28 protein-coding genes are annotated in these 22,714 nt (G+C 67.2%); 6 read left to right on the top strand and 22 right to left on the bottom strand.

Going from position 1 to position 22,714, the window contains the following annotated elements; translation table 11 throughout:
* The first annotated feature begins 87 nt into the window (after window positions 1-87).
* The 4 genes from JYK17_RS09225 to JYK17_RS09210 all read left to right on the top strand — a co-directional run bounded on the left by JYK17_RS09225 (window position 88) and on the right by JYK17_RS09210 (window position 3,018).
* A complete protein-coding gene (locus tag JYK17_RS09225) occupies window positions 88-573 on the top strand; it encodes a hypothetical protein (RefSeq protein ID WP_234547956.1) in 486 nt (161 codons plus the stop codon).
* Window positions 570-1,640, top strand: coding sequence for a hypothetical protein (locus JYK17_RS09220; protein ID WP_372465030.1), 1,071 nt, complete (start codon window positions 570-572; stop codon window positions 1,638-1,640). The genes JYK17_RS09225 and JYK17_RS09220 overlap by 4 nt, the downstream gene beginning before the upstream one ends.
* A 23-nt stretch (window positions 1,641-1,663) precedes the next feature.
* The gene (locus JYK17_RS09215; RefSeq protein ID WP_234547957.1) at window positions 1,664-2,311 is read left to right on the top strand and encodes a hypothetical protein; all 648 of its coding nucleotides are present in this window, start codon (window positions 1,664-1,666) and stop codon (window positions 2,309-2,311) included.
* A 107-nt stretch (window positions 2,312-2,418) separates the two neighbouring features.
* Window positions 2,419-3,018 (top strand): hypothetical protein, encoded by a 600-nt coding sequence (locus tag JYK17_RS09210; RefSeq protein ID WP_234547958.1) that lies wholly within the window; start codon window positions 2,419-2,421, stop codon window positions 3,016-3,018.
* A gap of 24 nt (window positions 3,019-3,042) precedes the next feature.
* On the opposite strand, the gene JYK17_RS09205 is transcribed toward JYK17_RS09210, so the two are convergent.
* The 4 genes from JYK17_RS09205 to JYK17_RS09190 all read right to left on the bottom strand — a co-directional run bounded on the left by JYK17_RS09205 (window position 3,043) and on the right by JYK17_RS09190 (window position 9,295).
* Window positions 3,043-3,222 (bottom strand): hypothetical protein, encoded by a 180-nt coding sequence (locus JYK17_RS09205; protein WP_234547959.1) that lies wholly within the window; start codon window positions 3,220-3,222, stop codon window positions 3,043-3,045.
* A gap of 254 nt (window positions 3,223-3,476) precedes the next feature.
* Complete coding sequence (locus tag JYK17_RS09200) at window positions 3,477-3,902, bottom strand: hypothetical protein (RefSeq protein ID WP_128802668.1); 426 nt, start codon at window positions 3,900-3,902, stop codon at window positions 3,477-3,479.
* Window positions 3,903-3,917: 15 nt separating this feature from the next.
* A complete protein-coding gene (locus tag JYK17_RS09195) occupies window positions 3,918-8,543 on the bottom strand; it encodes a DUF6531 domain-containing protein (protein WP_128802667.1) in 4,626 nt (1,541 codons plus the stop codon).
* Between the two features lie 104 nt (window positions 8,544-8,647).
* Window positions 8,648-9,295, bottom strand: a complete 648-nt coding sequence (locus JYK17_RS09190; protein WP_128802666.1) for a hypothetical protein — start codon at window positions 9,293-9,295, stop codon at window positions 8,648-8,650.
* A 98-nt stretch (window positions 9,296-9,393) separates the two neighbouring features.
* Here JYK17_RS09190 and JYK17_RS09185 point away from each other — a divergent pair, with 98 nt between their 5' ends.
* Both JYK17_RS09185 and JYK17_RS09180 read left to right on the top strand, forming a co-directional pair.
* A complete protein-coding gene (locus JYK17_RS09185) occupies window positions 9,394-9,726 on the top strand; it encodes a hypothetical protein (RefSeq protein ID WP_108014497.1) in 333 nt (110 codons plus the stop codon).
* A 61-nt stretch (window positions 9,727-9,787) separates the two neighbouring features.
* Complete coding sequence (locus JYK17_RS09180) at window positions 9,788-9,964, top strand: DUF397 domain-containing protein (RefSeq protein ID WP_108014496.1); 177 nt, start codon at window positions 9,788-9,790, stop codon at window positions 9,962-9,964.
* A gap of 17 nt (window positions 9,965-9,981) precedes the next feature.
* On the opposite strand, the gene JYK17_RS09175 is transcribed toward JYK17_RS09180, so the two are convergent.
* The 18 genes from JYK17_RS09175 to JYK17_RS09090 form a co-directional block, all read right to left on the bottom strand.
* On the bottom strand, window positions 9,982-10,449 hold the full coding sequence (locus JYK17_RS09175) for a hypothetical protein (protein ID WP_128802665.1): 468 nt from the start codon (window positions 10,447-10,449) through the stop codon (window positions 9,982-9,984).
* Between the two features lie 177 nt (window positions 10,450-10,626).
* Window positions 10,627-11,271: a hypothetical protein gene (locus JYK17_RS09170; RefSeq protein ID WP_261995545.1), complete on the bottom strand. Its 645-nt coding sequence runs from the start codon at window positions 11,269-11,271 to the stop codon at window positions 10,627-10,629.
* On the bottom strand, window positions 11,262-11,792 hold the full coding sequence (locus JYK17_RS09165; RefSeq protein WP_258198398.1) for a barstar family protein: 531 nt from the start codon (window positions 11,790-11,792) through the stop codon (window positions 11,262-11,264). Before JYK17_RS09165 ends, JYK17_RS09170 begins: the two co-directional genes overlap by 10 nt.
* The gene (locus JYK17_RS09160) at window positions 11,789-12,079 is read right to left on the bottom strand and encodes an Imm26 family immunity protein (RefSeq protein ID WP_108014494.1); all 291 of its coding nucleotides are present in this window, start codon (window positions 12,077-12,079) and stop codon (window positions 11,789-11,791) included. Before JYK17_RS09160 ends, JYK17_RS09165 begins: the two co-directional genes overlap by 4 nt.
* Window positions 12,080-12,110: 31 nt before the next feature.
* Window positions 12,111-12,521, bottom strand: a complete 411-nt coding sequence (locus tag JYK17_RS09155; RefSeq protein WP_108014493.1) for an SsgA family sporulation/cell division regulator — start codon at window positions 12,519-12,521, stop codon at window positions 12,111-12,113.
* A 313-nt stretch (window positions 12,522-12,834) separates the two neighbouring features.
* Window positions 12,835-13,536, bottom strand: a complete 702-nt coding sequence (locus JYK17_RS09150) for a hypothetical protein (RefSeq protein ID WP_222810160.1) — start codon at window positions 13,534-13,536, stop codon at window positions 12,835-12,837.
* Between the two features lie 6 nt (window positions 13,537-13,542).
* A complete protein-coding gene (locus JYK17_RS09145; protein ID WP_222810159.1) occupies window positions 13,543-14,043 on the bottom strand; it encodes a TadE/TadG family type IV pilus assembly protein in 501 nt (166 codons plus the stop codon).
* A complete protein-coding gene (locus tag JYK17_RS09140) occupies window positions 14,040-14,537 on the bottom strand; it encodes a TadE/TadG family type IV pilus assembly protein (RefSeq protein ID WP_234547965.1) in 498 nt (165 codons plus the stop codon). The genes JYK17_RS09145 and JYK17_RS09140 overlap by 4 nt, the downstream gene beginning before the upstream one ends.
* A complete protein-coding gene (locus JYK17_RS09135) occupies window positions 14,537-14,989 on the bottom strand; it encodes a TadE family protein (protein WP_108014489.1) in 453 nt (150 codons plus the stop codon). Before JYK17_RS09135 ends, JYK17_RS09140 begins: the two co-directional genes overlap by 1 nt.
* 44 nt (window positions 14,990-15,033) lie before the next feature.
* A complete protein-coding gene (locus JYK17_RS09130) occupies window positions 15,034-15,285 on the bottom strand; it encodes a hypothetical protein (RefSeq protein ID WP_016437600.1) in 252 nt (83 codons plus the stop codon).
* 59 nt (window positions 15,286-15,344) lie between these two features.
* Window positions 15,345-16,268 (bottom strand): type II secretion system F family protein, encoded by a 924-nt coding sequence (locus JYK17_RS09125; protein ID WP_164932223.1) that lies wholly within the window; start codon window positions 16,266-16,268, stop codon window positions 15,345-15,347.
* Window positions 16,265-17,236, bottom strand: coding sequence for a type II secretion system F family protein (locus JYK17_RS09120; protein ID WP_108014613.1), 972 nt, complete (start codon window positions 17,234-17,236; stop codon window positions 16,265-16,267). Before JYK17_RS09120 ends, JYK17_RS09125 begins: the two co-directional genes overlap by 4 nt.
* 2 nt (window positions 17,237-17,238) lie before the next feature.
* Complete coding sequence (locus JYK17_RS09115) at window positions 17,239-18,546, bottom strand: TadA family conjugal transfer-associated ATPase (RefSeq protein WP_108014488.1); 1,308 nt, start codon at window positions 18,544-18,546, stop codon at window positions 17,239-17,241.
* Entirely contained in the window at window positions 18,543-19,391 is an 849-nt protein-coding gene (locus JYK17_RS09110) for a hypothetical protein (protein ID WP_108014487.1), read from the bottom strand. Before JYK17_RS09110 ends, JYK17_RS09115 begins: the two co-directional genes overlap by 4 nt.
* A gap of 17 nt (window positions 19,392-19,408) precedes the next feature.
* Window positions 19,409-20,143, bottom strand: a complete 735-nt coding sequence (locus tag JYK17_RS09105; RefSeq protein ID WP_108014486.1) for a hypothetical protein — start codon at window positions 20,141-20,143, stop codon at window positions 19,409-19,411.
* Window positions 20,144-20,638: 495 nt separating this feature from the next.
* Window positions 20,639-21,229 (bottom strand): hypothetical protein, encoded by a 591-nt coding sequence (locus JYK17_RS09100; protein ID WP_108014485.1) that lies wholly within the window; start codon window positions 21,227-21,229, stop codon window positions 20,639-20,641.
* Window positions 21,229-21,867 (bottom strand): hypothetical protein, encoded by a 639-nt coding sequence (locus JYK17_RS09095; protein ID WP_222810158.1) that lies wholly within the window; start codon window positions 21,865-21,867, stop codon window positions 21,229-21,231. Before JYK17_RS09095 ends, JYK17_RS09100 begins: the two co-directional genes overlap by 1 nt.
* The gene (locus JYK17_RS09090) at window positions 21,864-22,691 is read right to left on the bottom strand and encodes a hypothetical protein (protein ID WP_222810157.1); all 828 of its coding nucleotides are present in this window, start codon (window positions 22,689-22,691) and stop codon (window positions 21,864-21,866) included. Before JYK17_RS09090 ends, JYK17_RS09095 begins: the two co-directional genes overlap by 4 nt.
* Between the last annotated feature and the right edge of the window lie 23 nt (window positions 22,692-22,714).

The following is a 22,714-nucleotide window of genomic DNA, read 5'->3' as shown; positions in this document are numbered from 1 at the left end:
GACGACATCAAGGGGGCGGATACGGGGGCGGGGAGTCCTTCGGCTTCGGCCTCGGCGTCGGCCCCGACCGCGGCAGACCGACCGGATGTGAGCCTGCCCAAGGACCTCAAGCTGGCCTTCGACTTCGACAAGCCGTCGGATGCGGACAGCGCTGCGGCCCTGGAAGACGCGAGCAACTACATCCGGGCGCTGAACCACGGCATCACCAAGCATGATCCGCATGACCCGGCGTACCAGTACTACTCGGCCGGAGACGCGGCCCGGTACGCGAACTCGCAGATCAAGGCGTACGTGAAGGGTGGCTGGACGCTCACCGGTACCGACCGCTTCTACCGCGCCGAAACCACCTCCGCAGGTCAGTCGAAGGCGGTCAAGCTCGTCCGCGTCGAGTTCTGCGAGAACCAGGCCAAGGTCTACGGCAAGGAGCTGAAGACCGGCAAGGTGTTGTACACCAAGGAAGACCTGTCCAGCTTCCAGAAGTTCAGCGTTCTCATGGCATCCACGAAGAACTCGCCCGTCTGGCGTGCCGAGCAGATCACCGTCACGGGGAAGGCGAAGGAGTGCCAGGAGTGATTTCTGCCAGGCGCACACGGTGGGTTGTAGCTCTGACCGCGGGAACGCTTCTCTGTGCTGCGGGCACGGCCCATGCCGGAAAGCCCGTCCCCAGCACGCACGGCAACACACACGGAAGCGCCGACAACGGAACCCTGAAGGCTTCCGTGTCCCACATTCAGATCGAGTACGTCAGTGGCGGTGACGGGGGCGACGGCAAGCAGGGCAACCTCGGCACGGTCGACCCCAACTGGAAGCCTCCGGCCTGCTGGTACGAGCCTGCCTTCACTCCCGCGGAGCTCAAGCACTTCGTGGACACCGACGGCGGCGGCGACGTCGGCATCCACGAGTCGTGGTTCGGCAAGGGTCTGTGGACGGACCACTACCGCGACGGAAAGCCGGCGGACAACTTCGACATGAACTCGCCGACCAACAGCAGCGCCGACGGCTACAAGAACTACAACACCGGCAAGGACGGCTACTTCTGGCGAGGAGTCGCTCCCGACGACCAGGACCCCGACTCCTGGGACTGCGGCCGCATCATGTTCTGGGTCCCCGCGGGCCAGGTCCCCGACGACCCCAACTCCCCCACCCCGAAGACTCTCGCCGAGTACGCCTACGACAAGATCAAGGTTCCCGAGACCGAGATCGAGGTGAAGCCCACGGCCAAGTCGACGGTGAACCTTCCGACTTGGGTGTGGCTGGACAAGGGCAAGTTCAAGGACGTCAAGGTCCGCGCCTCTCTGCCGAACACGGGTTTGTGGGCGGAGACGACGGCAAAGCCTGTAGCTCTGCACCTGGAACCGGGCACGGACGACGCGACGACGTACCCTGCCTCAGCTGACTGCAAGATCAATGACGACGGCAGCATCGGCACGGCGTATGCGAAGGGCGACGCCGACAAGACCCCGCCGTGCGGCATCACGTATCTCCATGCGACGAACGGCACCCCGTACCACTTGAAGGCCAGCATCACCTGGCAGGTCTCGTGGCAAGGCTCCGACGGAAGCAAGGGCGACCTCCCCGACGGCACGTTCGACACGACCCAGGACATGAACGTCCAGGAGATCCAGGCCGTCAACCGCTAGCCACGCTCCCGGAGAAACCAACTGTGCTGCGCTACGCCCTGCCCACCACAGTCACCACGTTCACCGCGGCAACCGCCCTCTTGCTCACCGGCTGTGGTGGCGGAGACACAGCGGCTTCGAACGACGGCAAGGAACCGGACGCGAGGTCCGCGACACCATCGGCATCGGCGCCCACTCCTGGAGCCCCCGACGTCGGCGTCCCCACCGATTTCCACCTCGTGTTCGACTTCGATACGCCGCCCGAAGCCAAGCAGGCGTCAGCACTAGCCGGAGCGGAGAGCTACATCCGAGCTCTGAAGCACGGGATCTCCAAGCAGGACCCGAACGACCCCGCATATCAGTACTACTCGCAAGGTCAGGCCGCGCAGTACGCCAAGTCGCAGATCCAGGCCTGGGTGAAAGGGCACTGGACCGTCACAGGAACCGACAGGTACTACGACGCTGACGTGACCGCGCAGGGCGGCGGCAAGCGCGAACTCGTCACTTTCTGCCGCAACCAGGCCAAGTCGTACAGCAAGGAGATCAAGACCGGCAAGATCCTCTACAGCGAGGAGAACGCCGACAGTTACGTGAAGTACCGGCTGCTCATGTATCCACCGGCCGGCTCCTCCAAGGCCTGGAAGACCGTCGTCGTAGAGGTCCAGGAGAGGGCGAACGAGTGCCGGAAGTAGCAGAGCCTCACGCCCTGGCTCTGATCGTCGCGCCCACCAATCCTCGAAAGAGAGTGAGCATGCCCCGCCTCGCCTCAACCACCGTTACGTGCACGCTCGTTGCCGCCATGGCACTCCTGCTCGGAGCGTGTGGCAGCGGCGATGACGCCTCGCCTGCAGGCAGCGCCAAAAGCACGGGCGCAAAGGCCAAGGCGAAGGCGGACCCAGGCGGACCCACCGATGCCGCGCAACGCCCGGAGATCACCCTTCCGAGCACATTCCAGCTGACCTTCGAGAACTGGACGAGCAACGACCCGCTGAAGCAAGCGGTACTCGCCGACGCAAAGGAAGAACTCCGGGCAGGCTACGCGGCCATCATCGCGAACAACCCCGACAGCAAAGACGTCGCCTTCTACGACTCCGAAGGCGTCGTCGGACAGACTCGCGCGTGGATCAGGACCTACACGGACAAGAACCTCACCGTCCTGGGCAAGCTACCCGCCTTCGCCCCCAAGGTCGTCCTCGGCTCCAACAAGCGAGCCGCAGTCGTCTCCTACTGCACGGACGAGAGCAAGGCGTACACGAAGAACCGCAAGACGGGCGAGAAGCTGGGCAATCCAGAAGGCACCAGCCCCTACGTCAGCTACTCCATCTCTTTCGCCAAGAACGCCCAGGGCGTCTGGCAGAACACGTCCCAACACGGCAAACGAGGTGCCTGCTCACGCTGAGGCACCCCCGCGCCGACCGGCCGATCAGTTCGGGCCCTCGGCGAACAAATCCGCCGCGCTCGCCGCACAAACCGCCTGCTGGGCCCACACCGCACGCTCCTGCTCGATGCCCTCTTCGCGTCCTTCTTCCCGCCCCTCTTCGCGCGCCTCCGCACGAACCTTCTCGGCGACCTCATGCCGGAAGAAGTAGTTGACCGGCATCATCAGCTCCTTCCATATCTCCCTGGCCTGGGCATCGACAAGGCATGACTCGAGGACCCGGGCAAAGGCGTCCTGTCCCTCCCCGCCACATCCTTCACCGCATTTATCGAGGCCCTGAAGGGCGCCACTTCACCAGAACCCGTCTGACCCAGAATTCACAAGCGGCCCTGCGAGCACTTGCTTGCAGACCCCGCCCCTCCGCCTCTCTGCCAACCCAGCAGTGCTGCCATTCGTCCAACCTGTGGCGGATCGAAGCGCTATGAGGACTCGGGAAATTCCGCTTCGAGGATCCAGTACTCGTCCCCTTCGGTGCTCGCCGCACACACGCGGTGCCCGCTGAGGGAGCGTGCTATAAAGATGAGCTCTTTTTGCGGCCCCCCAAGGGCCGCAATATCGACGCTGTCAGTCAACCTGACGTGAACCCACCCATAGGCCATGCTGCCTGCAGCCAGAAACGACCCATCATCAGACAGTACGCCGCCGTTACTCGCATGGTTCTTCCATGCTTCGTCGACACGTTGGGCGGCGTCGACTGCACGTCGCTGAATTCGCTCCACGGGTTCCGCATCAATGTGGACCACCTTGTGGAATGCTTCCGTAACCGATGGTCTGCCGCTCTCCGTGAACCTACCGATCACTTCGAGGCCAACACGGCGGAAGCGGGATTCGATGTCCGTTTCCATTGTTCTCCCATGAGTCTAATTCTGGTAGAAGAAGTGATGATCTCCACCAGGCTTGTCCAACGCCCGATACCGTTCCATCGTGCCATAGCCAGCTTGCGTATTGTCCCAGCCGAAGTTGACCAGGTTTCGACTCTGCTCCTCAGGCGTCATTCCCTTGGGTGCGCCTGCATGGAAGTGAAGACCGGCAGGGTCATGAGTATGCTCCACGATCACGCGGGATCCGCTGTCCGTTTCGAACTGTCGGAAGTTCCCCCAGTGAGTCGGATCCTTCGAGTAAACGTAACCCGGCATATTCTTGTACGTTTTGTCGCCCATGACCACCCACTCGGCGTCGGGAGTCGAACCGTGCGGCACCCCCGCTACGTCAAATGCAGCCTTTTCCGCATCCGCCCTGCTGCCGAACGGGTTGCCTCGCTCACCCAACGGGTAATCGGGCGCAAGGCCGAGAGCATCAGTTTGCCTCAGCGGATTCTCGACGTAGGTGGATGGATTCGGTGCCGGAGTAAGGCCTAGCGGGTCCGGCGTGAGATACCTGGCTGTTTCCGGATCGTAGTGCCGGAAGTAGTTGTAGTGCAGCCCCGTCTCAGCATCGTGGTACTGGCCCGGGAATCGAAGCGGAGTATATGCCTCGCTCTTCTTCAGCCATGTCGTGGTTCCCCAGACCGTCCTGCGCGCACGCCAGGCCACTCCGCCTTGTTCGTCGACGAGTTCGCTTGGAGTCCCGACAACATCGGTAACAATCGCGTAGAAGCGGGAGTCGATTTCTTCCTGAGGAGCATCGATTGCAGCAATGCTTTCCGATTGAGAAATGGGACTCAGCCCTTGATGCTCCCAGGTCAGCGTAACCTGGTTGTGAAGATCGTGCGCCGCCGTCGTCTGCTCGCACAATATTGTGCCGTCCCAGGCGAACTCAATGCGCTCCGCGACGTTTTCGCCGTCCTTCGCCAGACGCATTTTGGCGATGCGGCGCCCCAGCGGATCGTACTCATAGCGCCATCGTGTCCCGTCCGGGGTGGTGACGGCGGTGAGGCGATCTTCCGCATCCCATTCGTAGCGCCACGTATCCGGTTTGCGAGACAGTCGAATTTTCTGCCGCAGGACGATGCGGCCGAGAGCGTCATGCTGGTATCGGACGCGCCCCGCCCGAGTGATGGTGGTACCCGCGTAGGTTCGGTCACCGATGGCGTCCGTGCCGGAATGCTCTGCGGGCCATGACGCCGCCATCTGATTGCCCATGTCGTCATAGGCGTACCGCTCTGTCCAGTCCGCCGCGTGCACCTCCGTGACGCGACCCACCAGATCCAGTTCGAAGGAGTGGCTTCCAGCGAGTTGGTCGTCGACAGTACTCACGTGGCCGTCAGCACGGTACGCATAGGTGCGGCGCTGAACATCCTGCCCCAGCGGTCCTGCCAGGCTCTGACTCACCAGTCGTCCCAGGGGGTCATATGTCAGGTCCAGGGTCAGGGCTCCCCCGCCGATACTGCGCATTACCTCACGGCCTGCCGGGTCGTAAGTGAATTCGACGCTCCGCCCCGACGACACCATGCCTGTGCGGTTGCCCATGGCGTCGTAGGTCCACTCAGTCCGCACGCCGCTCGGTGTCACACGAGCCGTGCGGCGGCCGAGGGCGTCGTATTCATACGTCAAGGCGCGGCCGTTGACGATTTCCTGACTGAGGCGGCCATATTGGTCGCGATGCAAGGTGAGTGTTGCATCCGGGCCCTCGGCCTGAGTCAACCGGCCGGCGGGATCATAGGTGTATGTGGTGACCTGGCCTACGACGTCCTTCGTCGTTACCTGTCCCAGCTCATTGCGCTCGTACCGAACCGTGTGCCCCTGGGCGTTCGTGCGTGATGTGAGCCGACCCGCCGCGTCGTGCCCGTACACCACCGTACGGTCGTCGAAGTCAGTCTCGGAGATCAGTCTGCCCGCTGCGTCGTATCGGTAAGTCCACAACAGGCCTAGAGGGGCGCTGACTTGCGTAAGGCGCAGCGCCGCGTCGTGGGCGAATTCGTACCGTACGCCGTCAGAAGTGGTCCGAGCACTCAGCAGGTCGAAGTGTGTGTACTCGTAACTGGTGACGCTGCCCAACGGGTCGGTGTGGTTTATGCAATTGCCCTCACCGTCGTAGGTCCAGGACTCGGTCGTGCCGTCGGGTGCCGTGCGCCGGGTTAGGCGCCCTTCCACGGTCCACTCGAAACGGGTCAGCGCTCCGAGCGCATCGGTGATGGCGATCGGTCGGCCGAACCTGTCGCGCTCGTATCGAGTGATACCGCCGAGCGGATCAATAATCTCGATCGGGAGGCCAGCGGGGTCGCAACGGACCTGGGTGACGTGCCCCAGGGGGTCCTTCACAGCCGTGAGGCGGCCCTGCTCGTCATAGGCGAATTCGGTGGTGCTCCCTACACGGTCGGTTTCCGAAATTCGGTTACCACGCTCGTCGTGAGCGTGACGCTGCGTCATGCCGTCGGCACTGACGAGCTTCTCCAGGAGGTACAGGTCGTTGTACTCCGCCTGAATCACATGGCCGTCCGAGCGAACGATTCGGACAGGCTGCCCAGCCGTGTTGTTCTCGAACTGCGTGACGTGGCCCAAGGAGTTCACCAGGGATACGACGTGATGGTGCTCGTCGTAGGACGTGCGGAGGCCGTTGCCCAGTGCGTCGAATTCGGCGATGACCTGGCTGTTGTCATTGATGACGAAACGAGAGGTGGCACCTTCCGCGGTGGTGAGGCTGGTGACGCGGCAGCCGGGCCAGGCAGGGTCCGTCCCGTCGTAATCGAGTGTGACGTTGAAGTGGCCGGCCTCGCCTCCCTCGGCGATGCAGCGGTCGCGGTCGTCGTAGGTGTAGGCGTAGCTACGGTGGTTGGTGTCGGTCCAGGACCTGATGCGCAGGCGGTGGTCGTAGGCGAAGCGCAGCGGCAGGCCGGAGGAGTTGATCGTCTCGGTGAGGTTCCCGTCGGTATATCCGTAACGCTTGATGACGATGTCCGAGCCGCTCTCCCCGGCACCGACCAAGCTCAGCGTGCTGATGCGGCCTTCATCAGTGGCGAATCTGAGGTGGTATCCGCCCGAGTGGCGGACGGCGAGGGGGGTGCCGTGCTCGTCGTAGTCGAAGGTGATCGAGTGCTGGTTGCGGTCAGTGATGTACGTGATCGGCGCGACGCCGTCGGCAGCAGGGCGGGCGAAGTGGCGGGCCTGGCCGGTGCGTGGGGTGTCGATCCGGTAGCCGCCGTCGTCCAGGCTGGTCAGGGGCCATCGAGGTCCTGCTTCGGGCAGCACGGGGGTGTGCCGATCAGCGGGGTGTGGATACGCGAGCAGCATCCCGTCCTCAGTGACGAAGACAATGCCTTCCTGGTCGACTTCGAGCCGCTGGTCGATGGTGGAGGACCAAGTGGGGCCGAACCACCAGCCGCAGCGGTAGTCGGAGGCCGCCCGGCGAGTAAGGGATAGTGGCAACAAGCCAGGCAGTTCCACATCGCTCTGGGGCAGATACATGGCGCCGGTAGCCATGTCTACCGGGTCGCTGCCTTTGGACTTGACGACGTTCTTGACGCGGCTGTAAGCGCCCTTGGCTCCGTCGGCGATCATGCCACGGGCGTTCTTCCCAAGGCCTCGCACAGCCAGCCCCACGCCCTTGAGGCCACCTCTGAGGCCCTTCATCGCCGCCATGCCGCCCTTGAGGCCCTTGGCAAGGCCGCCCAGAGTGGTCAGCCCCTTCATGCCAGGTATGCAGTCCAGCGCCGCGAACCCCACATCCCACAGCGACGCCTGCCCCTTGGAGTACTTATAAAGCGTGTCCGCGAGGACCACGAGGGCCGCCACCAGCACGATCGCGCCCAGGATCGGACCACCGATGATCATCGCGACGATCCCGACGACCGTGACGACGACCTTGCAGACCGTGACGATCGTGTCCCAGTTGTCCTCGAACCAGTCGCCGACGTCCTCCCACCAGGAGCGGTTCTGGATGCCGGCGTCGGAAGCGTCGTCGATCTTGTGTTTGGCCTCGCGGGCGGCGTCGTCGCGCATCTTTCGGGCGTCCTCGGCCATTTTCTTGGCGGCGGAGAGGGCGTCCTGGGCGCTGTTGACGTCGGACTGGGCCTTGGTGTGGGCGGACTTGGCGTGCTGGACGTCGCGGGTGGCGGCGCGGACCTTGGCCTCGTCCGGCTTGTCGGCGCCGGACTTGCTGCCGGTGGGGTCGTCCTTGTACTTGTCGGCCTCCCGGCCGGCCCGGGTGACCCAGGAATCCGCGGACGCCAGGCGGGACTTGGCGGACGACAGGTCGTGCTGCGCCTCGCGGCCCTTGGCCAGCGCCTTGTCCGCGAGGGCCTGTGCGCGCTCCAGCTTCGGCCAGTACGCCGCCAGGGCGTCGCCGCACATCTCGTAGGACTTCTTCAGCTTCTTGAGGTTCTTCGGGACGTCGGAGAACTCGTCCTTGAAGACGTCTGCAGATTTGCCGGCCCACTGCAGGGTCGCGTCGTCCTCGGCCATGCTCTTGACGACCTTCAGGGCGCCGGCGACGTCCTCCGCGAACGTGTGCAGCGTCCTGGCGAGCGTCCGTACGCGGTCGGGATCGCCCGGCGTGGGATCCCTGTCCAGGTCCAGCACATGCCAGTCCCTCGGCCGGTATCCCGCCATTCCGCAACCCCCGTCACGCGCACATCAGCTGCAACAACCCTATGCACACGCGAACTTACCTGGCTCTCACCTTCGAAGTGAAGGAGATCAGCCTGTGACGAAGCTCAGCCCGTGAAACGGAACGTCGACGTGATCGCGTCGAAGATGTCGAAGAACGAGTCGGCCAGATCCAGGACTTGGCTACTGCCCGCGACGAGAGCGACCTTGCCCTCCTGGCCCGGCACCGGGATGAACGTCTGCATGAGGACGGCGCGGATCGTCCGGCCAAGGTTGTCGTCGGGTACGGCGATGTCCTCGATGCCGTAGGTTCGGGCGGCCGGGCCCACGCCGGGGATGTCGACCGTCGTCACCTTCCGCCACGAATCCCCGCCCTTCTTCGCCTCCTTGGGCGCGAGGCCGGACGCGATCGCGGAGGGGTCCGTGGAGAGCGGGGCGCCGTCGCGCGTACGGCCGCCGACGAGCGACACGGTCACCGAGCCCGTGATCGGGGTGTCCCCGCCGAAGCTCTCCGCCATGCAACCGCAATACAGCGCGCCAGACTTCCACGCGTCCGCCGCCGCCTTCTGCAGGAAGGAGACATAGGTGTCGCGATGCTGAACCAACTCCGGGTGCTGCTGCACCCGTTCGTTCACCATCCGGCGGATCGAGTCGTCGCGCGACTCGGGGCGTACGTCGAACTCCCACCACGACTCGGGAACCTTGATACGGAAACCTCCGCGCTCAATGGTGAGCGCCTCCACGTAGCGGGCCATGTTGTGTCCGGCTCTCCCCGTTGTCGCTGTTTGTACGACCGTCGTTCCGTTGTACGGTTCGGCCCAGACTACGAGATCGCCACGACGAGGGGACGGGCATGGGCCAGGGCAAGAGCGACCTCGCACTGCCGTTGAGCGAACTCGAGGAGTACGGCGGCAAGTTGCGCTCACTCAAGAGCCGTCTGAACCACACCAAGAAGCTTTTCGAGTCCTACAAGGACGACATCGGCGACGGCAGCGTCAACGACGCTCTCAGCGACTTCGAGTCCAACTGGGAGGACGGTCGCGAGGACATCAGCCAGTCCTTCGACGCGCTCGCCGACATGGCCGACACGGTCGTCCGCGAGTTCAAGAAGCTCGACGTCGACCTCGCGAAGAAGGCCGACGACGCGGTCAAGCCTGGGGGCAAGGGAGACGGCAGCGGCAAGTGACCGCCCCTGCCGCGCTCACGCCGCCCCGAACAGCGACGCCGGCCCTGAGAGTGCCGGTTCCATCAGCTCGCCGTTCCGCTCCGTCGGCAACGCCTGCGTAGAGATAGCCAACCTGCACACCCGAGTGGCGATACGCGACTCCAAAGCCCCGGGCCACGGCACCCTCTCCTTCCCGACCAGCGTCTTCACCGCGTTCATCGAAACCCTCAAAAAGAGCGCCGTACCCAAGCCCATCTGACCCGGCCGTCAACACACTCAAGAACGGCGCCCACGCACACTGCGCCAGGCGTCTTCGACCGCGTCCTGGGCGCGCAGCCACCAGCCTTCCAGCGTGTTTCGCACCGTTGCCAGCAACCATCGCCACTTGAACCAGAGCGCCAGGCTCCGGAACGGCACAAACGTCAGCGTGTCGCTGATCGCGTTCTCGGCGACACCACCGGCTCCCTCGGCGCGCAGTGCGGCATACAGCTCAGGTGTGAGCTCGCCGTGGAGGCGGGCGACGATGCCCGCCGCCGTGAAGGCCAACTCCCTCCTGGGGGCGTCCAGCACCCGCATCGCCCGCACGATCCGCGGCGACGCCACCACAGGCGGGCAGGTAAACGCCAACCCGATCACCGCCGTACCGAGATGCTGCTCGTCCCGCTCGAACGCGGCATCGACAGCGGCAGGGTCGTCGATGCCCGACAGCCCCTCGCCCGTTTCCCAGTCGTACTCAAATGTCATGAATTAACCAGGTATCCGTCCGTCAGCCGTCATCCCTCACACGGAGAAGACGCCAGCACACGCTGCTCCTTGACCGCGGCAGGACACCCCGCCCTCCCCACCGCATCCTTCCCCTCGCTCATCAATGCCCTCGAAGAGAGCCCGCAGCGGTGAGCGCGAGTCCTCGTTGCTGTCGAGTCAGATACCCCAGGGATCGGGGTGCGGCCTCGTGGCCGGATCCTCGGACCAGATCAGGCGCTTCTCGATCTGGTCTCCCGTGAGGTCGGCCAGCAGGTCGGCCGCCCAGCCGTTCCATTGGACGGCGCCGGGAAACTGCGGCAGGCGGAAGGCCGGCAGATGCGACGGCAAGGCTTCCGGACGGAAGACCGCCTTCTTGACTTCCCCGTCGATCTTCTTCGGCTTGGACGACCTGCGCAGGTCTAGACAGTCGACCACCACCTCCACCACGAAGAGGAAGTACTCGTCGTCCTTGACTGCGGCATCGATGTCGACCGGCACCAGGCTGCCGGCCGCCGCCAGCCCCTCTCCCATGCTCTCGGCGAGACGCCGACTCAGTACAGGAGCGCCGGCGCGACCGGAGGGAAACTCGCTCTTGGCCCATTTCCGCTCGCCGAGCCATGTGGCGCGCAGCCGCGCGGGCCGGTCTGCTTCGGTTCCGTCGCGTTGCCAGCGCATGAGTCGAATGACATCAGCGCTCTCCAGATGCAGCCCCTGATAGTCACTGAGGCTCGGCAGGAGTCGGTACACCGAAGGACCCGGCCGAACGACCTGATCCTGCTGCTGTCTTTCGCCACCCCGCTCCGCCCGCCACATCAGTGCCATTCCTCCGGGTCGAGGGCAGCTCCAACAAAGCGGTCCTCGACATTGACGATCAGATCAGGCTGTCGGATCCGAGCAGCGATCTCCTCGTGGTCGAACTCACGGAACTCGAAAACGAAATGCTCGCTGAGAGCAGGGCGGTCCAGGGGAAACCCATCGAGGTCCACGGCCGAGTTCGCACGATCCGCGCCCTGGCAGAGGACCGAGACGAACAGCGGGAAGTGTTCCGTCTCCAGCAACTGATCTGCGTCATGGACGACGACTGCGATCCCGACACCCCCGGTGACAGCGCCACACAGGTCATCCAGGCAGTCGACCATTGCGTCCCAATTCCGGCCGAAATAGCCAGGGAACTGCAAGACCTTCGCGAATGAGGAGAAGATTTCTTGCTCGGTCATCAGAGCGTGAGCGTCGAAGTGGAAAACACGTCCCCCGCCCGCCTCCAGTGCGGACAGTTCCTGCCAGATTTCCGACGCCCCCACCCCTCCCGGAACGAAGAGCACGCGTGCTCGCGAAGAGGTCATGAGACTCCGGGCCCTCCGTCGGCGTTACGTGCATACGCCCCATGGACAGGGCGTCCCGCCAGGGCCTCGTCGAGTTCACGTTGGAAGTGCTCGAAGTTGATCAGAGCGAACCAACCGCATGGTTTCACGCGTTCCGAGAGGATGTCGTGCGCCACCGTGCGGAAGTAGCCCGTCTGCCAGGCCCAGTTCATGGTGAAGAACGGCGGCATCAGCAGTCGGTCCGGGGTCGGCGCGGCGAGGTCTGGGGCTGGTTGGCTGGACACGACGTCGTAAATATAGGCGAGGATCCCGCCTGGAAGCCGCCCCTGCGGTCCGCGCTCACGCCGCCCCGAACAGTGATGCCCGCCCCAGGGCGTGTGCCGATTCCGTCGGCTCGCCCTCCGACTCCGTGACCTCGTAGCACCGGGTCAGGAAGCGGTGCAGGTCGGCGGTTGTGAAGCGGACCGCTGCGATGCCCTGGGGGGTGTGGAGTTCTACGACGGTGTGGGTCGGGCCGTGGGGGCGGATGCGGACCGTGCCGCGGCTCGCGGGGGCAGTGAGGCCCTCGCTGAGGAGGCTGCGGGTGACGGTCCAGGTCACCTCCTCCTCGTCCAGTGAGATCCACGCCGGGAAGGCCAGGTGCACGGCCGACGGGTCGTCCGAGGTGTGGCGCAGGGTCACGGGTACCGCCACCTCGTTGTGGTCGGTGAGCAGGTGGGCGCCGGTGGGCTGCTCCAGGGCTATGTACACGTGCGGGGCTCTTTTCGGGCGGGGCGAACGGTGGGGCCGTGCATCATGTAGAGCGAGAAGTGCGGCCTGCATTACGTTGTGGCGGTGGGCGATTTTTGTGGCGTGCGTCACGTCGAGGCTGCCCTCACGGATTCGAACCGGAATGCGCGTATGCCCACTTGCCCGCCTGGCACGCCCGGGCCGCCCAGCACACCCAGTGCGCCCAGCACACCCAGTGCGCCCAGCACACCCACCACGCCCACCACGCCCCGGCCTCCGTACCCCTCCCCTCGTCCCCGAAGCGCAGTTCGGCCCGGTCGCGGCAGCGGCCCGCTCACGCCTCCCGCAACACCCCGAGCGCGAAGGCCAGTCGGCTGTCCAGCCAGCTCGCCTTCAGCAGGTAGGTGGTGATGCCGTCCACATGGCCGGCCGTCAGCGCCACGGGCTCAGGGTCGCCGTCCGCGAGCCAGGTGATCGGCTTGGGGGTGTACGAGCTGCCCGCCGCGGTGTCCTCGACTCCGAGGCTGATGACGGTGTCGACGACGCTTCCGACGAAGCTTCCGGCCCCGCGGACCAGGGTGTCCCTGCCCCGTTCCGCGACGTCCTTCGCGCTGCCCCTGGCCCAGCGGTAGCGGGCCACCACGTCCGCGTGGCCGGGCTGCTGGAGCCACCAGCTGTGCTGGACGGCGCGCTTGGCCGCCGGGGTCCGGTGGAGCAGGCCGATGTCCGCGCCCCGCTCGTCCGCGACGCGGTAGCGCGCGCCGCGTTTCTCCGGTGTCAGGGAGCACAGCAGGGTGTCCGGCCGCGTGGCGTCGTGCAGGGTGTACGAGGGGGTCTCGTCCTCCGTCGCCGATACGAGCACGGACGGGGCGAAGTACCGTACGCCGTCATACGTCTTGGGCACCCGTACGGCGATCCGGCCCGTCAGCTTCTTGCGGCGCAGGGTCGACGGCCGTACCACGTCGGAGACCGAGAACCAGGTCACCTCGGACCACGGCACCGCTTCCACCACCGGTTCCGGCCTTCTGCGTGCCATCACGCCTCACCCCACCTCGTTCTCCGCCACCGCCTGCCCATGCACCACCACATCCCCCCCGTAGAACATCCCGGTGAAGACCGGCGCGTACGTCAACTGGACCTCGACCTGGACCTGTTGGGCGTCGGCCGTGACGCAGTGGGTGGCTGCGATGTCGGCGCCGGACATGTCCATCTGGCGGGCGAAGGTCTTCACGCGGGCGTCGCAGTCCTGGTAGTTGATCGGGGCGGGGCCGGCCTGGTCGTCGTAGAGGGCCTCGCGGTCGATGTCCTGGGCGGCGTAGCGGGCCGCCTGTTCGGCGATGTCCGCCGCTCGCTCGCGCTTCGAGATGGACATGCCGCCGTCGATGACGAAGGCCGACAGGGAGAGGAAGACGATCGCGAAGATGATGACGGCGCCGGCGCCCGAGCCGCGGTCGTCCAGGTGTGCGCGGCGGGAGGACAGCCACGTGCGGACATGGTCCCGGGCGCGCTCGCCCGCGGATACAAGAGACACGAACTCGCTCATGTCGTCCTCCGGAAGGGATCCAGAGGCGAACTGAAGCTCGACTTCAGGGTCGTGGGGACGTCCAGGCCCAGCATCGCCAGGCCCCGGACCTGGCAGCTGACCTCGACCGTGAAGATGGTGTCCGGTTCGAAGCCCGCGCTCGTCTGCACGACCGACACCGGCCCGGAGCAGACGTCGGAGAGGTCCGCGTCCGCCGCCTTCTTCGCCTCGGAGATGGCGGTCGCGTGGTCCTTCTGGATCGAGCCCGCGCGGGCCGCGTCGCGCGCCGCGCCGTCGAGCGCGCCACGGCCGTCCACCAGTTGACCGAACGCCACCAGCACCAGGATGAACAGGATCATCACCGGGGCAAGGATCACCACCTCGATGGTGGACAGCCCCCGGTCGTCCCGGCCACCCCGGTCGTCCCGGCCACCCCGGTCGTCCCCGTCTCCCCCGTCGCCGGCCGCGCGCCGGAGAACCCGGAGAACAGCGTCCCGCCAGGCAGCGAGCCCCATCAGTTCCCCCCGTTGTCCTGCACGAACCGCTCCACCGGTCCCGACGACTGTGCGTGCACGGTCAGGTCCAGGCCCGGGAACACCGTCGGCACCCGCGCCGAGATCTCCACGCCCACCGTGTTCTGGTCCGGCTGCAGCATCTGCACGTCGGGCGAGAGCACCAGTTGGGGGCCGAGCTGACTGATGTAGCTGTCCACCACGTCCTGCGCCTCGCCCCGCCAGCCGCCGGGCTGATCGTGCGCCGTTGCACGGGCCTTGCGGGCTCCCGCCTGGGCCGCGGCCTGGGCGACGTGGTCGGCGAAGAAGTACAGGGCGAACTGCACCGTCGCGAAGATCATGAAGAACAGGACGGGCGTGAGCAGCACGAACTCGATGGCGGTCATGCCGGAGTCACCGCGGGCGGAGGCGGCCTCCACCCGTCGGCGTACCCAGCGACGTACGCGCACCGTCATCCCCGTAGAAACAGATCCGAATCCTGTACGAGCGTTACGAGCGGTCAGCAGGTCTTGCCCGCGTCGGCGCCCTTGATGCAGTTGCCGACCTTGTTGGCGCCGTCGCTCAGCGCGGCGTTGATGATCGCGGCGACCACGCCCACGATCGCCACGACGACGGCGGAGATGATGACCCACTCCACCGCGGAGGCACCGCGGTCCAGTTCGCCGGAGCGGGCGCGCTGCACCCGGCCCTGCAGGAAGGTGACCAGGAAGTCCATGGCCGGAATACCGGTGTGGAAGTTCCGTCCGTTCATGGTGAGTTGTCCTCTCAGAAGCAGTTCGCTGGCTGGTAGTCGCTGTGGGGCGGCGCGGGTCATGACACCTGGAACACCCGCATGGCCGCCGGGAAGATCAGGAACACCAGGAAGCCGGCGCACAGCAGCAGCTGGGCCACGAGCATCGACTGGGACTTCTCGCCCGCGCTCCCCTCGATCTCGGAGAGTTCGCGGTGCCGCATGGTCTCGGCCCGGGAGGCGAGCGACTCACGGACCTTGGCGCCGTCGTCGGCCACCAGCGCGAGGGAGGCGGAGAGGTCCTTGAGCTCCTCCACACCGATCTCCTCGCCGAGTTGACCCAGCGCCTGCCACTGGCTGATGCCGGTGATACGGGCGTCGGACAGGGCGTTGCGAATGCGCTGCGTCGCCCAGCCGTCGGAGACCTCGGCTGCGGCCATGAGCGCCTCGGGCAGACCGCGGCCGCCCGCCAGGCTCATCGACACCAGGTCCAGGTAGGCGCCGATCACGCGCCGCAGGTCGCGCCGCTTCTCGGCCGCGTCCCGCCGTACCTCCAGGTCGGGCAGCAGGAAGAACACCGCCGCGAACATCAGCGCCAGCCAGACCGGGATGATCGGGCTGCTGCCGAAGCCGAGCGTCCAGACCACCGCGAACAGGAACGGGCCGAAGAACAGTCCCGCCACCGACAGCAGCACCTTGGTCGCCAGGAACTTCTCCCAGCTGCGGTCCAGGACGGCGAGGTCCGCGCGCAGCGAGCGCTGCTCCCAGCCCTGCTGGAGGTAGAACTCCGCGACGCGCTGGCCGACTTCGGCCCGCAGCGAGCCGAGGCGGCCCTTGTCCTGCGTGGTGCGGGCCGACTCGTACGCCGCGCCGCGCGCCCGCATCGCGTCGATCCGCGCGACCTGGGAGACGGCGCTGCGCTTGGAGGGCATCAGCGCCCGTACGAGGGCGTAGATACCGAGGCCCAGGACCGCGCCGACGAGGACCGGCATCGTCAGGTTCACCGTCGTACCCCCTCTTCCTGCTGCGCGTGCTGTGCCGGGGTCCGGGGCCGCACGAACTGCACCGACGACTCGTCCCGCACCAGGAACCGCTCCGGTGTCTCGATGGTCGACAGCTTGCGCAGCCACCAGAAGCCGAGGGCGAACAGGCCGCAGACACAGGCGAGTACGAGCTGGCCGACGGGTGTGCCGTACGGCGAGACGAAGTCGCGGTTGAAGATGGACAGGCCGAGGACGAAGGCGACGGAAACGCCGACCACGATCTGCACCGAGCGGCGGGTCGAGGAGCGCTGGGCCATCACGCGCTGGCGCATGTCCACCTCTTCGCGCGCCGACTTGGCCAGTGCGCCGAGCACTTGGCGCAGACCGGGGCCGCGCAGCCGGGCGTTGAGGATGAGTGCCGCGACGATGATGTCGGCGGAGGCGTCGTTGATCTCGTCGGCGAGGTGCTGCAGCGCTTCGGGGAGCGGGGTGCGGGAGCGGAGCCGGTCGACGAGCGCGTCCAGGTGCGGGCGCAGCACGGGGGCCGCGGCACGGGCCGACGCCGGGATGGCCTGCTCCAGGCCGACCGCGCCGGCGATCGTGTCGCGCAGCGACTCCGTCCAGGAGGCCAGCGCCTCGACGCGGCGCATGGCCGCCCGCTCCTCCCCCGCGCCGCCGAAGAGGCGGTCCCAGAAGAAGACGAGCACACCGGCCGCGATACCGGCGACCGCCCAACGGGTCAGCAGCAGTACGACGATGCCGATGATGGCCGCGAGCGAGCCGCGCTGCCCGGCGAACCGGATCAGCTCGGAGGCCCGTTCGGCCGCCTTCTGCTTCTCGTGGTCGGGCTTCGCGGGCAGACCCCGTACGGCGATCATGAAGAGCGCGAGTCCACCGCCGACGGCGACGCCGCAGCCGATCGAGTACAGGACGCTCGTGGAGAACAATCCGCCCATGGAACCGAGCGAGTTGAGTGCAACAGGCATCATGTTCACCCCCAGGTTCCCGTCGGCCGGTAGCCCTGTGCGATCAGGTCCTCCAGGCAGGCGATGGGCGCGTGCGGCACGATCCGCCCGTCGGGCGCCTCCGCGAACACCTCGCTGGACAGCACGCGGCCGTCGACGCCGTTGACCTCACGGACGGAGGTGACCATGCGCTGCAGACGACCGCCGGTCTGGTAGTTGTTGCGCCGCTGGATGAAGACGACGAAGTTCACCGCGCCCGCGATCAGCATCTGGCTGGCCTCGATGGGCAGCCGCTCGGCGGCCTGCAGCGCGTAGGTGGAGATACGGTTGAAGACCTCGCTGGAGCTGTTCGCGTGGATCGTGGACAGCGAACCGTCGTTGCCCTGCGACATCGCGTTGAGCATGGTCACGATCTCGTCGCCGAGCACCTCACCGACGATGACGCGGGAGGGGTTCATGCGGAGGGAACGACGGACCAGTTCCGCCATCGAGATCGAGCCCTGCCCCTCGGAGTTGGGCAGCCGCTCCTCGAACGCCACGACGTTGGGGTGGAGTTCGGGGAAGGTGTCGAGTCCGAGTTCCAGGGCGCGTTCGACGGTGATGAGCCGCTCGTGGGGTGCGATCTCGTTGGCGAGGGCCCTCAGGAGCGTGGTCTTACCGGCGTTGGTGGCGCCCGCGATCATGATGTTCTTGCGGGCGCGGACCGCGCAGGCCAGGAAGTGCGCCACCTCGGGGGTGACCGTGCCGTTGCCGACGAGGTCGGAGATGAAGACCTTGCCCATGCGGGCGCGGCGGATGGACAGGGCGGGGCGCCGGGTGACGTCCATGACGGCCGACAGTCGCGAACCGTCCGGCAGCCGCAGGTCGAGCTGCGGGTTGGCGGAGTCGAAGGGCCGGGAGGACAGACCCGAGTAGGCGCCGAGCACCTGGATCAGCTCGATGAGCTCCTCGTCGGTCTCGGCGACGGGGTCGCCCACGACCTCACGGCCGTCGGAGTACCCGACGAACACCTGGTCCGCGCCGTTGATGTCGATGTTCTCGACGTCGGGGTCGTCGAGCAGCGGCTGGAGCCGGCCGACGCCGAAGAGCGCCGCGTGCACGGCGGCCGCGTACTGCTCCTCGGTCTCGGCGTCCAGAGGCGTACGGCCCGCGTTGATCTCGGTGCGGGCGTGGTCCTCCAGGATCTGGGCTATGACCGCGCGGGCGTACTGCCGCTCGTCCTCGGTGGACATCGGCGTGACGTTGTTCGCCTGGTCGAGGCGGCGCTGCTCGGCGATGCGGTCGCCGGCCTCCTGCCGGAACCGCTTGACCAACTGGTGGTCGACAGCGGTCATGCCCCGGCCCCCGCGTGGCCGCTGACCTGGCCGTGGGTGGGTACGGTCCAGGCGGCGCCGTACTGCTGGTAGAGGTCGGTGGTGACCTTGCGGGCCGAGCGGATCAGCAGCGACTTGTCGAGGCGGCCGCGGCGGCGGCCGGCCAACTGCTCGGCGCCGGCCGGGTCGTCGGCGATGGTGCCCACGACGCGGGCGCCGGTCTGGGCGTGCACCAGCATGTCGTTGACCTGGTGGGCGATCTTCGCCGCGTCGTTCGTGTCGGCGATCAGCACGACGCCGATCATCGGGGTGCCGAGGCTCGCGGCACCGCGCGGGCCGCCGTGCAGCTTGTTGCCGAGCGCGGCGGCGCGGTCCCGGACGCGCGCGATGGACTCGGGCTCCGTACGGGACAGCAGCAGCACCAGCGCGGCGTGCGGGAAGAGCTCGACCGCCGGGGTGTCTCCGCTGATACGGCCGCAGTCGGCGATGACGTCGGCGGGCGCGTTCGGCGAGTCGGCGAGCGAGGAGAAGGCGTGGCCGAGGGTCGGCCAGAGCCCGGCGAGACCGGCGGCCTGCTCGGCGTTCCCGAGCCCGACGAGGACTTCGAGGCCGCCGCTCAACGGCTGTACGTGGTCCCAGAGTTGGTCGGGCACGAGGCCGCGGCGCGCGGTCGCGGCGATCGACAGCATTCCGGTGTTGGGGTTGAGCGGACCGCCGTGCGCGGCGGCGCTGCGGTACACCAGGTCACCGCCGGCCGGGTCGGTCTCGGCGAGCAGGACGCGACGCGGCCAGACCGCCGCGAGAGCGACGGCAGCGGTGGTGACGCCGGGGGAACCCTTGTCGGCGGCGAGGGCGATGAGGGCCATGGTGTGCGCAGCCGCCTTTAGTTGCCGGGGATCTGGACGACGGCGACCTCGCCGTTGGACGCGGCCTGCGCGAGGGCGGGCGCGTCGGAGGTGTCGACAGTCAGCGTGATCGGCAGGTTGGTGCTGCTGATGACATCGTCGCTGGAGGCCTTGACGTCGCTGACCACGGCGTGGTCGACGAGCAGGGAGTCGTTGCCGCCGGAGGAACCGGACGAACCGGAGGAGCCGGAGGAGGAGTTGGAGGAGCCGCCGCCGGAGGAGCTGCTCACGCGGTAGACCGCGACGGTGTCCCCGGGCTTGATGTTGTTGGGGTACTGCCCCTCCTTGAGGGAGACACCCACGGTCGCCTTGCCCTGCTGCACCGCGCTCTTCGCCGAGAACATCTGGCCGACCAGGACCGTGCCCCCGTAGAGGGTGGACTTGGCCTGGAGCCGCTTCAGGCCCTCGCGCTGGGACCACGGCACGAAGGCGGCGCCCGAATCCTCGCTGACCATCACGGACGTGATCTTGTCGTCGGTGATGGACTCGCCGGCCTGGACGGTGCCGGTCAGCTTGATGACCTCGATCCGGTCACCGGCCCGCAGCACGAGCATCGTCGCGCCGAGCGCGCCCACCAGGATCAACAGCACCGCCAGAGCGGCGAGCGCGGGTTTGCGCTCGCGAGGCGGAGTGGGAAGCCGGTCGCCGACCGACGGCTGAGCCGGAGCCGCGGAACGCCCTGCGCCCGCCCCCGTACGCTCCTGGATCTTCACGCAACCGCTCCCCGTACACCCAAGAAATCGTCTGACACGTCTGTCAAATTCTCTACAATTACGGACACTTCACCCGGCTCCGCCCGCACACGGACGTCCAGGACGGGCCCGGACCTACCGCCCGACCTGGGCGATTAGCCATCGCTGGGGTGAGTGTCAAGCCATGGCACCGTACCAGTCACACATAAGCCCCTCAAGACGCGTCCTGCCTCATGGACGCCGGGCGTGCACTGTTGTCCCTCTGCAACGTGAAGTGGGGTTTCCCCAGTTGTTGGCCTGGCCGCGAGGGGTGGCCGACTGTGCGTGCGCGAATCCGCCACCCTGTCAGGAGGACGCCCGGAGTGGGCCGTCTCTCACGGCTCGGCCATGATGCCTGCACGATTCGCTCACCGGGCGGCCACCGCCTCGTCCGTCCGCGCCGCCGGGCCCGTCACTCGAATCGCGTACCGCTCACACGGAAGGGTCTGCTCACACTGCTCACGTACAAGGGTCTGCTCAGCCGAGGGCGACGGTCTGCGCCAGCCGGTCCGTCAGTGCGCACAGGACGTCCGTGTACGCCTGCTCCCGCCATGAAGTCATCAGCACCAGGCCCCACTTGTCGTCGGGGACGATTCCGTAGGCGCAGGTCTCCAGAACCTTGCCCGTCCCGTCCCGGTCGGCGTCCTGGACGTACGCGTGCCGCACCCGGACCGCCGGTCCGACGGGCAGGGTGAACGGCTCGGACTCGGGCGGACGGTACGAGTCGGGCGTGGGCGCGGACAGATAACGGCTCAGGAGCTCGACGGTCATCGTCGGGTACGTGTCGTCGGCGACCAGCGCCGACAGCTCGATACGGGCGAGTTCGCCGCGGCGCGGTTCGGGGACGTAGGACAGAGCGGTGACCGGGCCGCGGGCTCGCGCGTCCTCGGCCGCGAGCCGCAGCTCCTCGGCGAGCGCCTCGACCAGGCGTACGTCCGCGTCCGTGCCGGCGCACCGCACGGCCGCTCCCCTGGCCCAGGCGGCCGGGTCGACCGGTTCGCGCACGGGCAGGGGGATCGCCTCACCGGGCGCCTTCATGCGCACGGTCGAGGGGGAGAAGGCGGGCATCAGGCCATCCATTGCAGGGTGCGGGCAATGGAGTCGAAGAGGCCGACCAGGACCTCGGCAAGCGGCTCCATGGGGGTGGAGAAGGAGAGCAGCAGCCGCTGCTCGGAGTGCGGGACGCCCAGGTAGACGTCCAGGTGCGTGACCAGCAGCTTGTTGCCGTCGGGGTCGTCTGCCGCGGGGTGCCGGCGGTAGAGGTGGCGTACCGCCGGACCGGCGGGCAGCTCGACCGTGGTGACCTCGTCGTCGGAGGGCGCGCGTGCGGCAAGGGAGAGGGCGACGTCGGCGAGGTCGCCGGCGGCGGTGCCGGGTTCCGGATGCGCGACCGTCACCACCAGCCCGGCGGAGACCGGGACCTGCCCGATCAGCTGATTGACGACGTACATCTCCACGCCGCCGTTCGCATGCGCCGACTCCGCCTGGGCGCACAGCCGCTCCGCGACGGCCGCCTTCAGCTGCGGCCCGGCCTTCGTGCGCCGCAGGCTGCGATTGACCAGCTTGTCGATGCGATGGGGCCAGCGGTCGGGATCGAGAACAATGCGCTCCCAGCCTTCGGGGACGGCCAGGCGGTAATCGGAAGGGGGCGCGGGGCGGGCCGGTGCATCGCCGGTCGCCCTGCCCGCGGGAGTTTCGTCGCTCACGCCGATGCTCCGGCCGCCCGGTCGGCCCGACCGCCCCGCGTCTCGTTCCGGCGGCCCATGTAGGCGGCGGTCAGCGGGGCGAGGACGAGAATCGCCGCGGCGCCCACAGAGACGTATCCGGCAACGTCCCCACCGATGTCCGACGTGTCGCCGAGGACGGGCCGGTAGTGGCCCGAGGGGTCGATGACCGCGTCCGTCTTCGAGCCGGCGCTGTCCGCGTCCGTGCACCGTTTGTCGTTGCGGAAGGTCTGACGGACCGATCCGTCGGGCAGCTTGACGCGGCAGTACGGAGTACGGACTCCGTGCGACCCCTGGTTCACGGGCGTCGCGTAGGTGACAGTGGCCTCCTGTCCCCGCACATGCAGGTACCACGCGTCGGCCGACTGGGAGCCCGCCCAGATCAGGACGACATAGGCGGCGCCGACGAGGCAGCGCACCACGAGCCCGGCACGCGACAGGGGCGTCCTGAGCAGCGCCCAGACCACAGCCAGTCCGCAGACCGCACCGACGAACAGCGCGTACTTGTTGATCACGTAGGTGGACAGCAGGCAGACGACCACGCTCACGACCGATACGAGCAGAAGCCGCATCCAGGGCCCGACCGCCGAGCCGCCTCCCGCCCACCGGTCGCCCTGGAAGTCCCAGCGACTGGTGGAAGGCGCGTACTCGGCGAGGATGTGCCGCACCCGCCGCTCGCCGCCTTCCTCGGCGGCGATCCGGCGCAGTTCCGGCAGGCCCAGCCCGTTCTCCTCGAGTGCCCGTTGCCTGCTCTTGGAGAGTCCGGCGAACTCTTCGTCGACGGACCGGCCGTCTCCAGCTACCACGTGCTTCGCTCTCTTCTCGCCCT

This window comes from Streptomyces plumbidurans (assembly GCF_019857225.1).
GTDB classification, from domain to species: domain Bacteria; phylum Actinomycetota; class Actinomycetes; order Streptomycetales; family Streptomycetaceae; genus Streptomyces; species Streptomyces plumbidurans.
This window is presented reverse-complemented; position numbering and strand designations above follow the sequence as displayed.

Excerpts from the sequence above, each read along its gene's own strand:
- JYK17_RS09140 (WP_234547965.1), bottom strand. The coding sequence starts at position 14,537 with ATGGGGCTCGCTGCCTGGCGGGACGCTGTTCTCCGGGTTCTCCGGCGC.
- JYK17_RS09135 (WP_108014489.1), bottom strand. The coding sequence starts at position 14,989 with ATGACGGTGCGCGTACGTCGCTGGGTACGCCGACGGGTGGAGGCCGCC.
- JYK17_RS09200 (WP_128802668.1), bottom strand. The coding sequence starts at position 3,902 with ATGGAAACGGACATCGAATCCCGCTTCCGCCGTGTTGGCCTCGAAGTG.
- JYK17_RS09120 (WP_108014613.1), bottom strand. The coding sequence starts at position 17,236 with ATGATGCCTGTTGCACTCAACTCGCTCGGTTCCATGGGCGGATTGTTC.
- JYK17_RS09110 (WP_108014487.1), bottom strand. The coding sequence starts at position 19,391 with ATGGCCCTCATCGCCCTCGCCGCCGACAAGGGTTCCCCCGGCGTCACC.
- JYK17_RS09185 (WP_108014497.1), top strand. The coding sequence starts at position 9,394 with ATGGGCCAGGGCAAGAGCGACCTCGCACTGCCGTTGAGCGAACTCGAG.
- JYK17_RS09195 (WP_128802667.1), bottom strand. The coding sequence starts at position 8,543 with ATGGCGGGATACCGGCCGAGGGACTGGCATGTGCTGGACCTGGACAGG.
- JYK17_RS09100 (WP_108014485.1), bottom strand. The coding sequence starts at position 21,229 with ATGCCCGCCTTCTCCCCCTCGACCGTGCGCATGAAGGCGCCCGGTGAG.
- JYK17_RS09210 (WP_234547958.1), top strand. The coding sequence starts at position 2,419 with ATGGCACTCCTGCTCGGAGCGTGTGGCAGCGGCGATGACGCCTCGCCT.
- JYK17_RS09175 (WP_128802665.1), bottom strand. The coding sequence starts at position 10,449 with ATGACATTTGAGTACGACTGGGAAACGGGCGAGGGGCTGTCGGGCATC.
- JYK17_RS09145 (WP_222810159.1), bottom strand. The coding sequence starts at position 14,043 with ATGAGCGAGTTCGTGTCTCTTGTATCCGCGGGCGAGCGCGCCCGGGAC.
- JYK17_RS09190 (WP_128802666.1), bottom strand. The coding sequence starts at position 9,295 with ATGGCCCGCTACGTGGAGGCGCTCACCATTGAGCGCGGAGGTTTCCGT.
- JYK17_RS09130 (WP_016437600.1), bottom strand. The coding sequence starts at position 15,285 with ATGAACGGACGGAACTTCCACACCGGTATTCCGGCCATGGACTTCCTG.
- JYK17_RS09150 (WP_222810160.1), bottom strand. The coding sequence starts at position 13,536 with ATGGCACGCAGAAGGCCGGAACCGGTGGTGGAAGCGGTGCCGTGGTCC.
- JYK17_RS09165 (WP_258198398.1), bottom strand. The coding sequence starts at position 11,792 with ATGACCTCTTCGCGAGCACGCGTGCTCTTCGTTCCGGGAGGGGTGGGG.
- JYK17_RS09170 (WP_261995545.1), bottom strand. The coding sequence starts at position 11,271 with ATGGCACTGATGTGGCGGGCGGAGCGGGGTGGCGAAAGACAGCAGCAG.
- JYK17_RS09205 (WP_234547959.1), bottom strand. The coding sequence starts at position 3,222 with ATGATGCCGGTCAACTACTTCTTCCGGCATGAGGTCGCCGAGAAGGTT.
- JYK17_RS09115 (WP_108014488.1), bottom strand. The coding sequence starts at position 18,546 with ATGACCGCTGTCGACCACCAGTTGGTCAAGCGGTTCCGGCAGGAGGCC.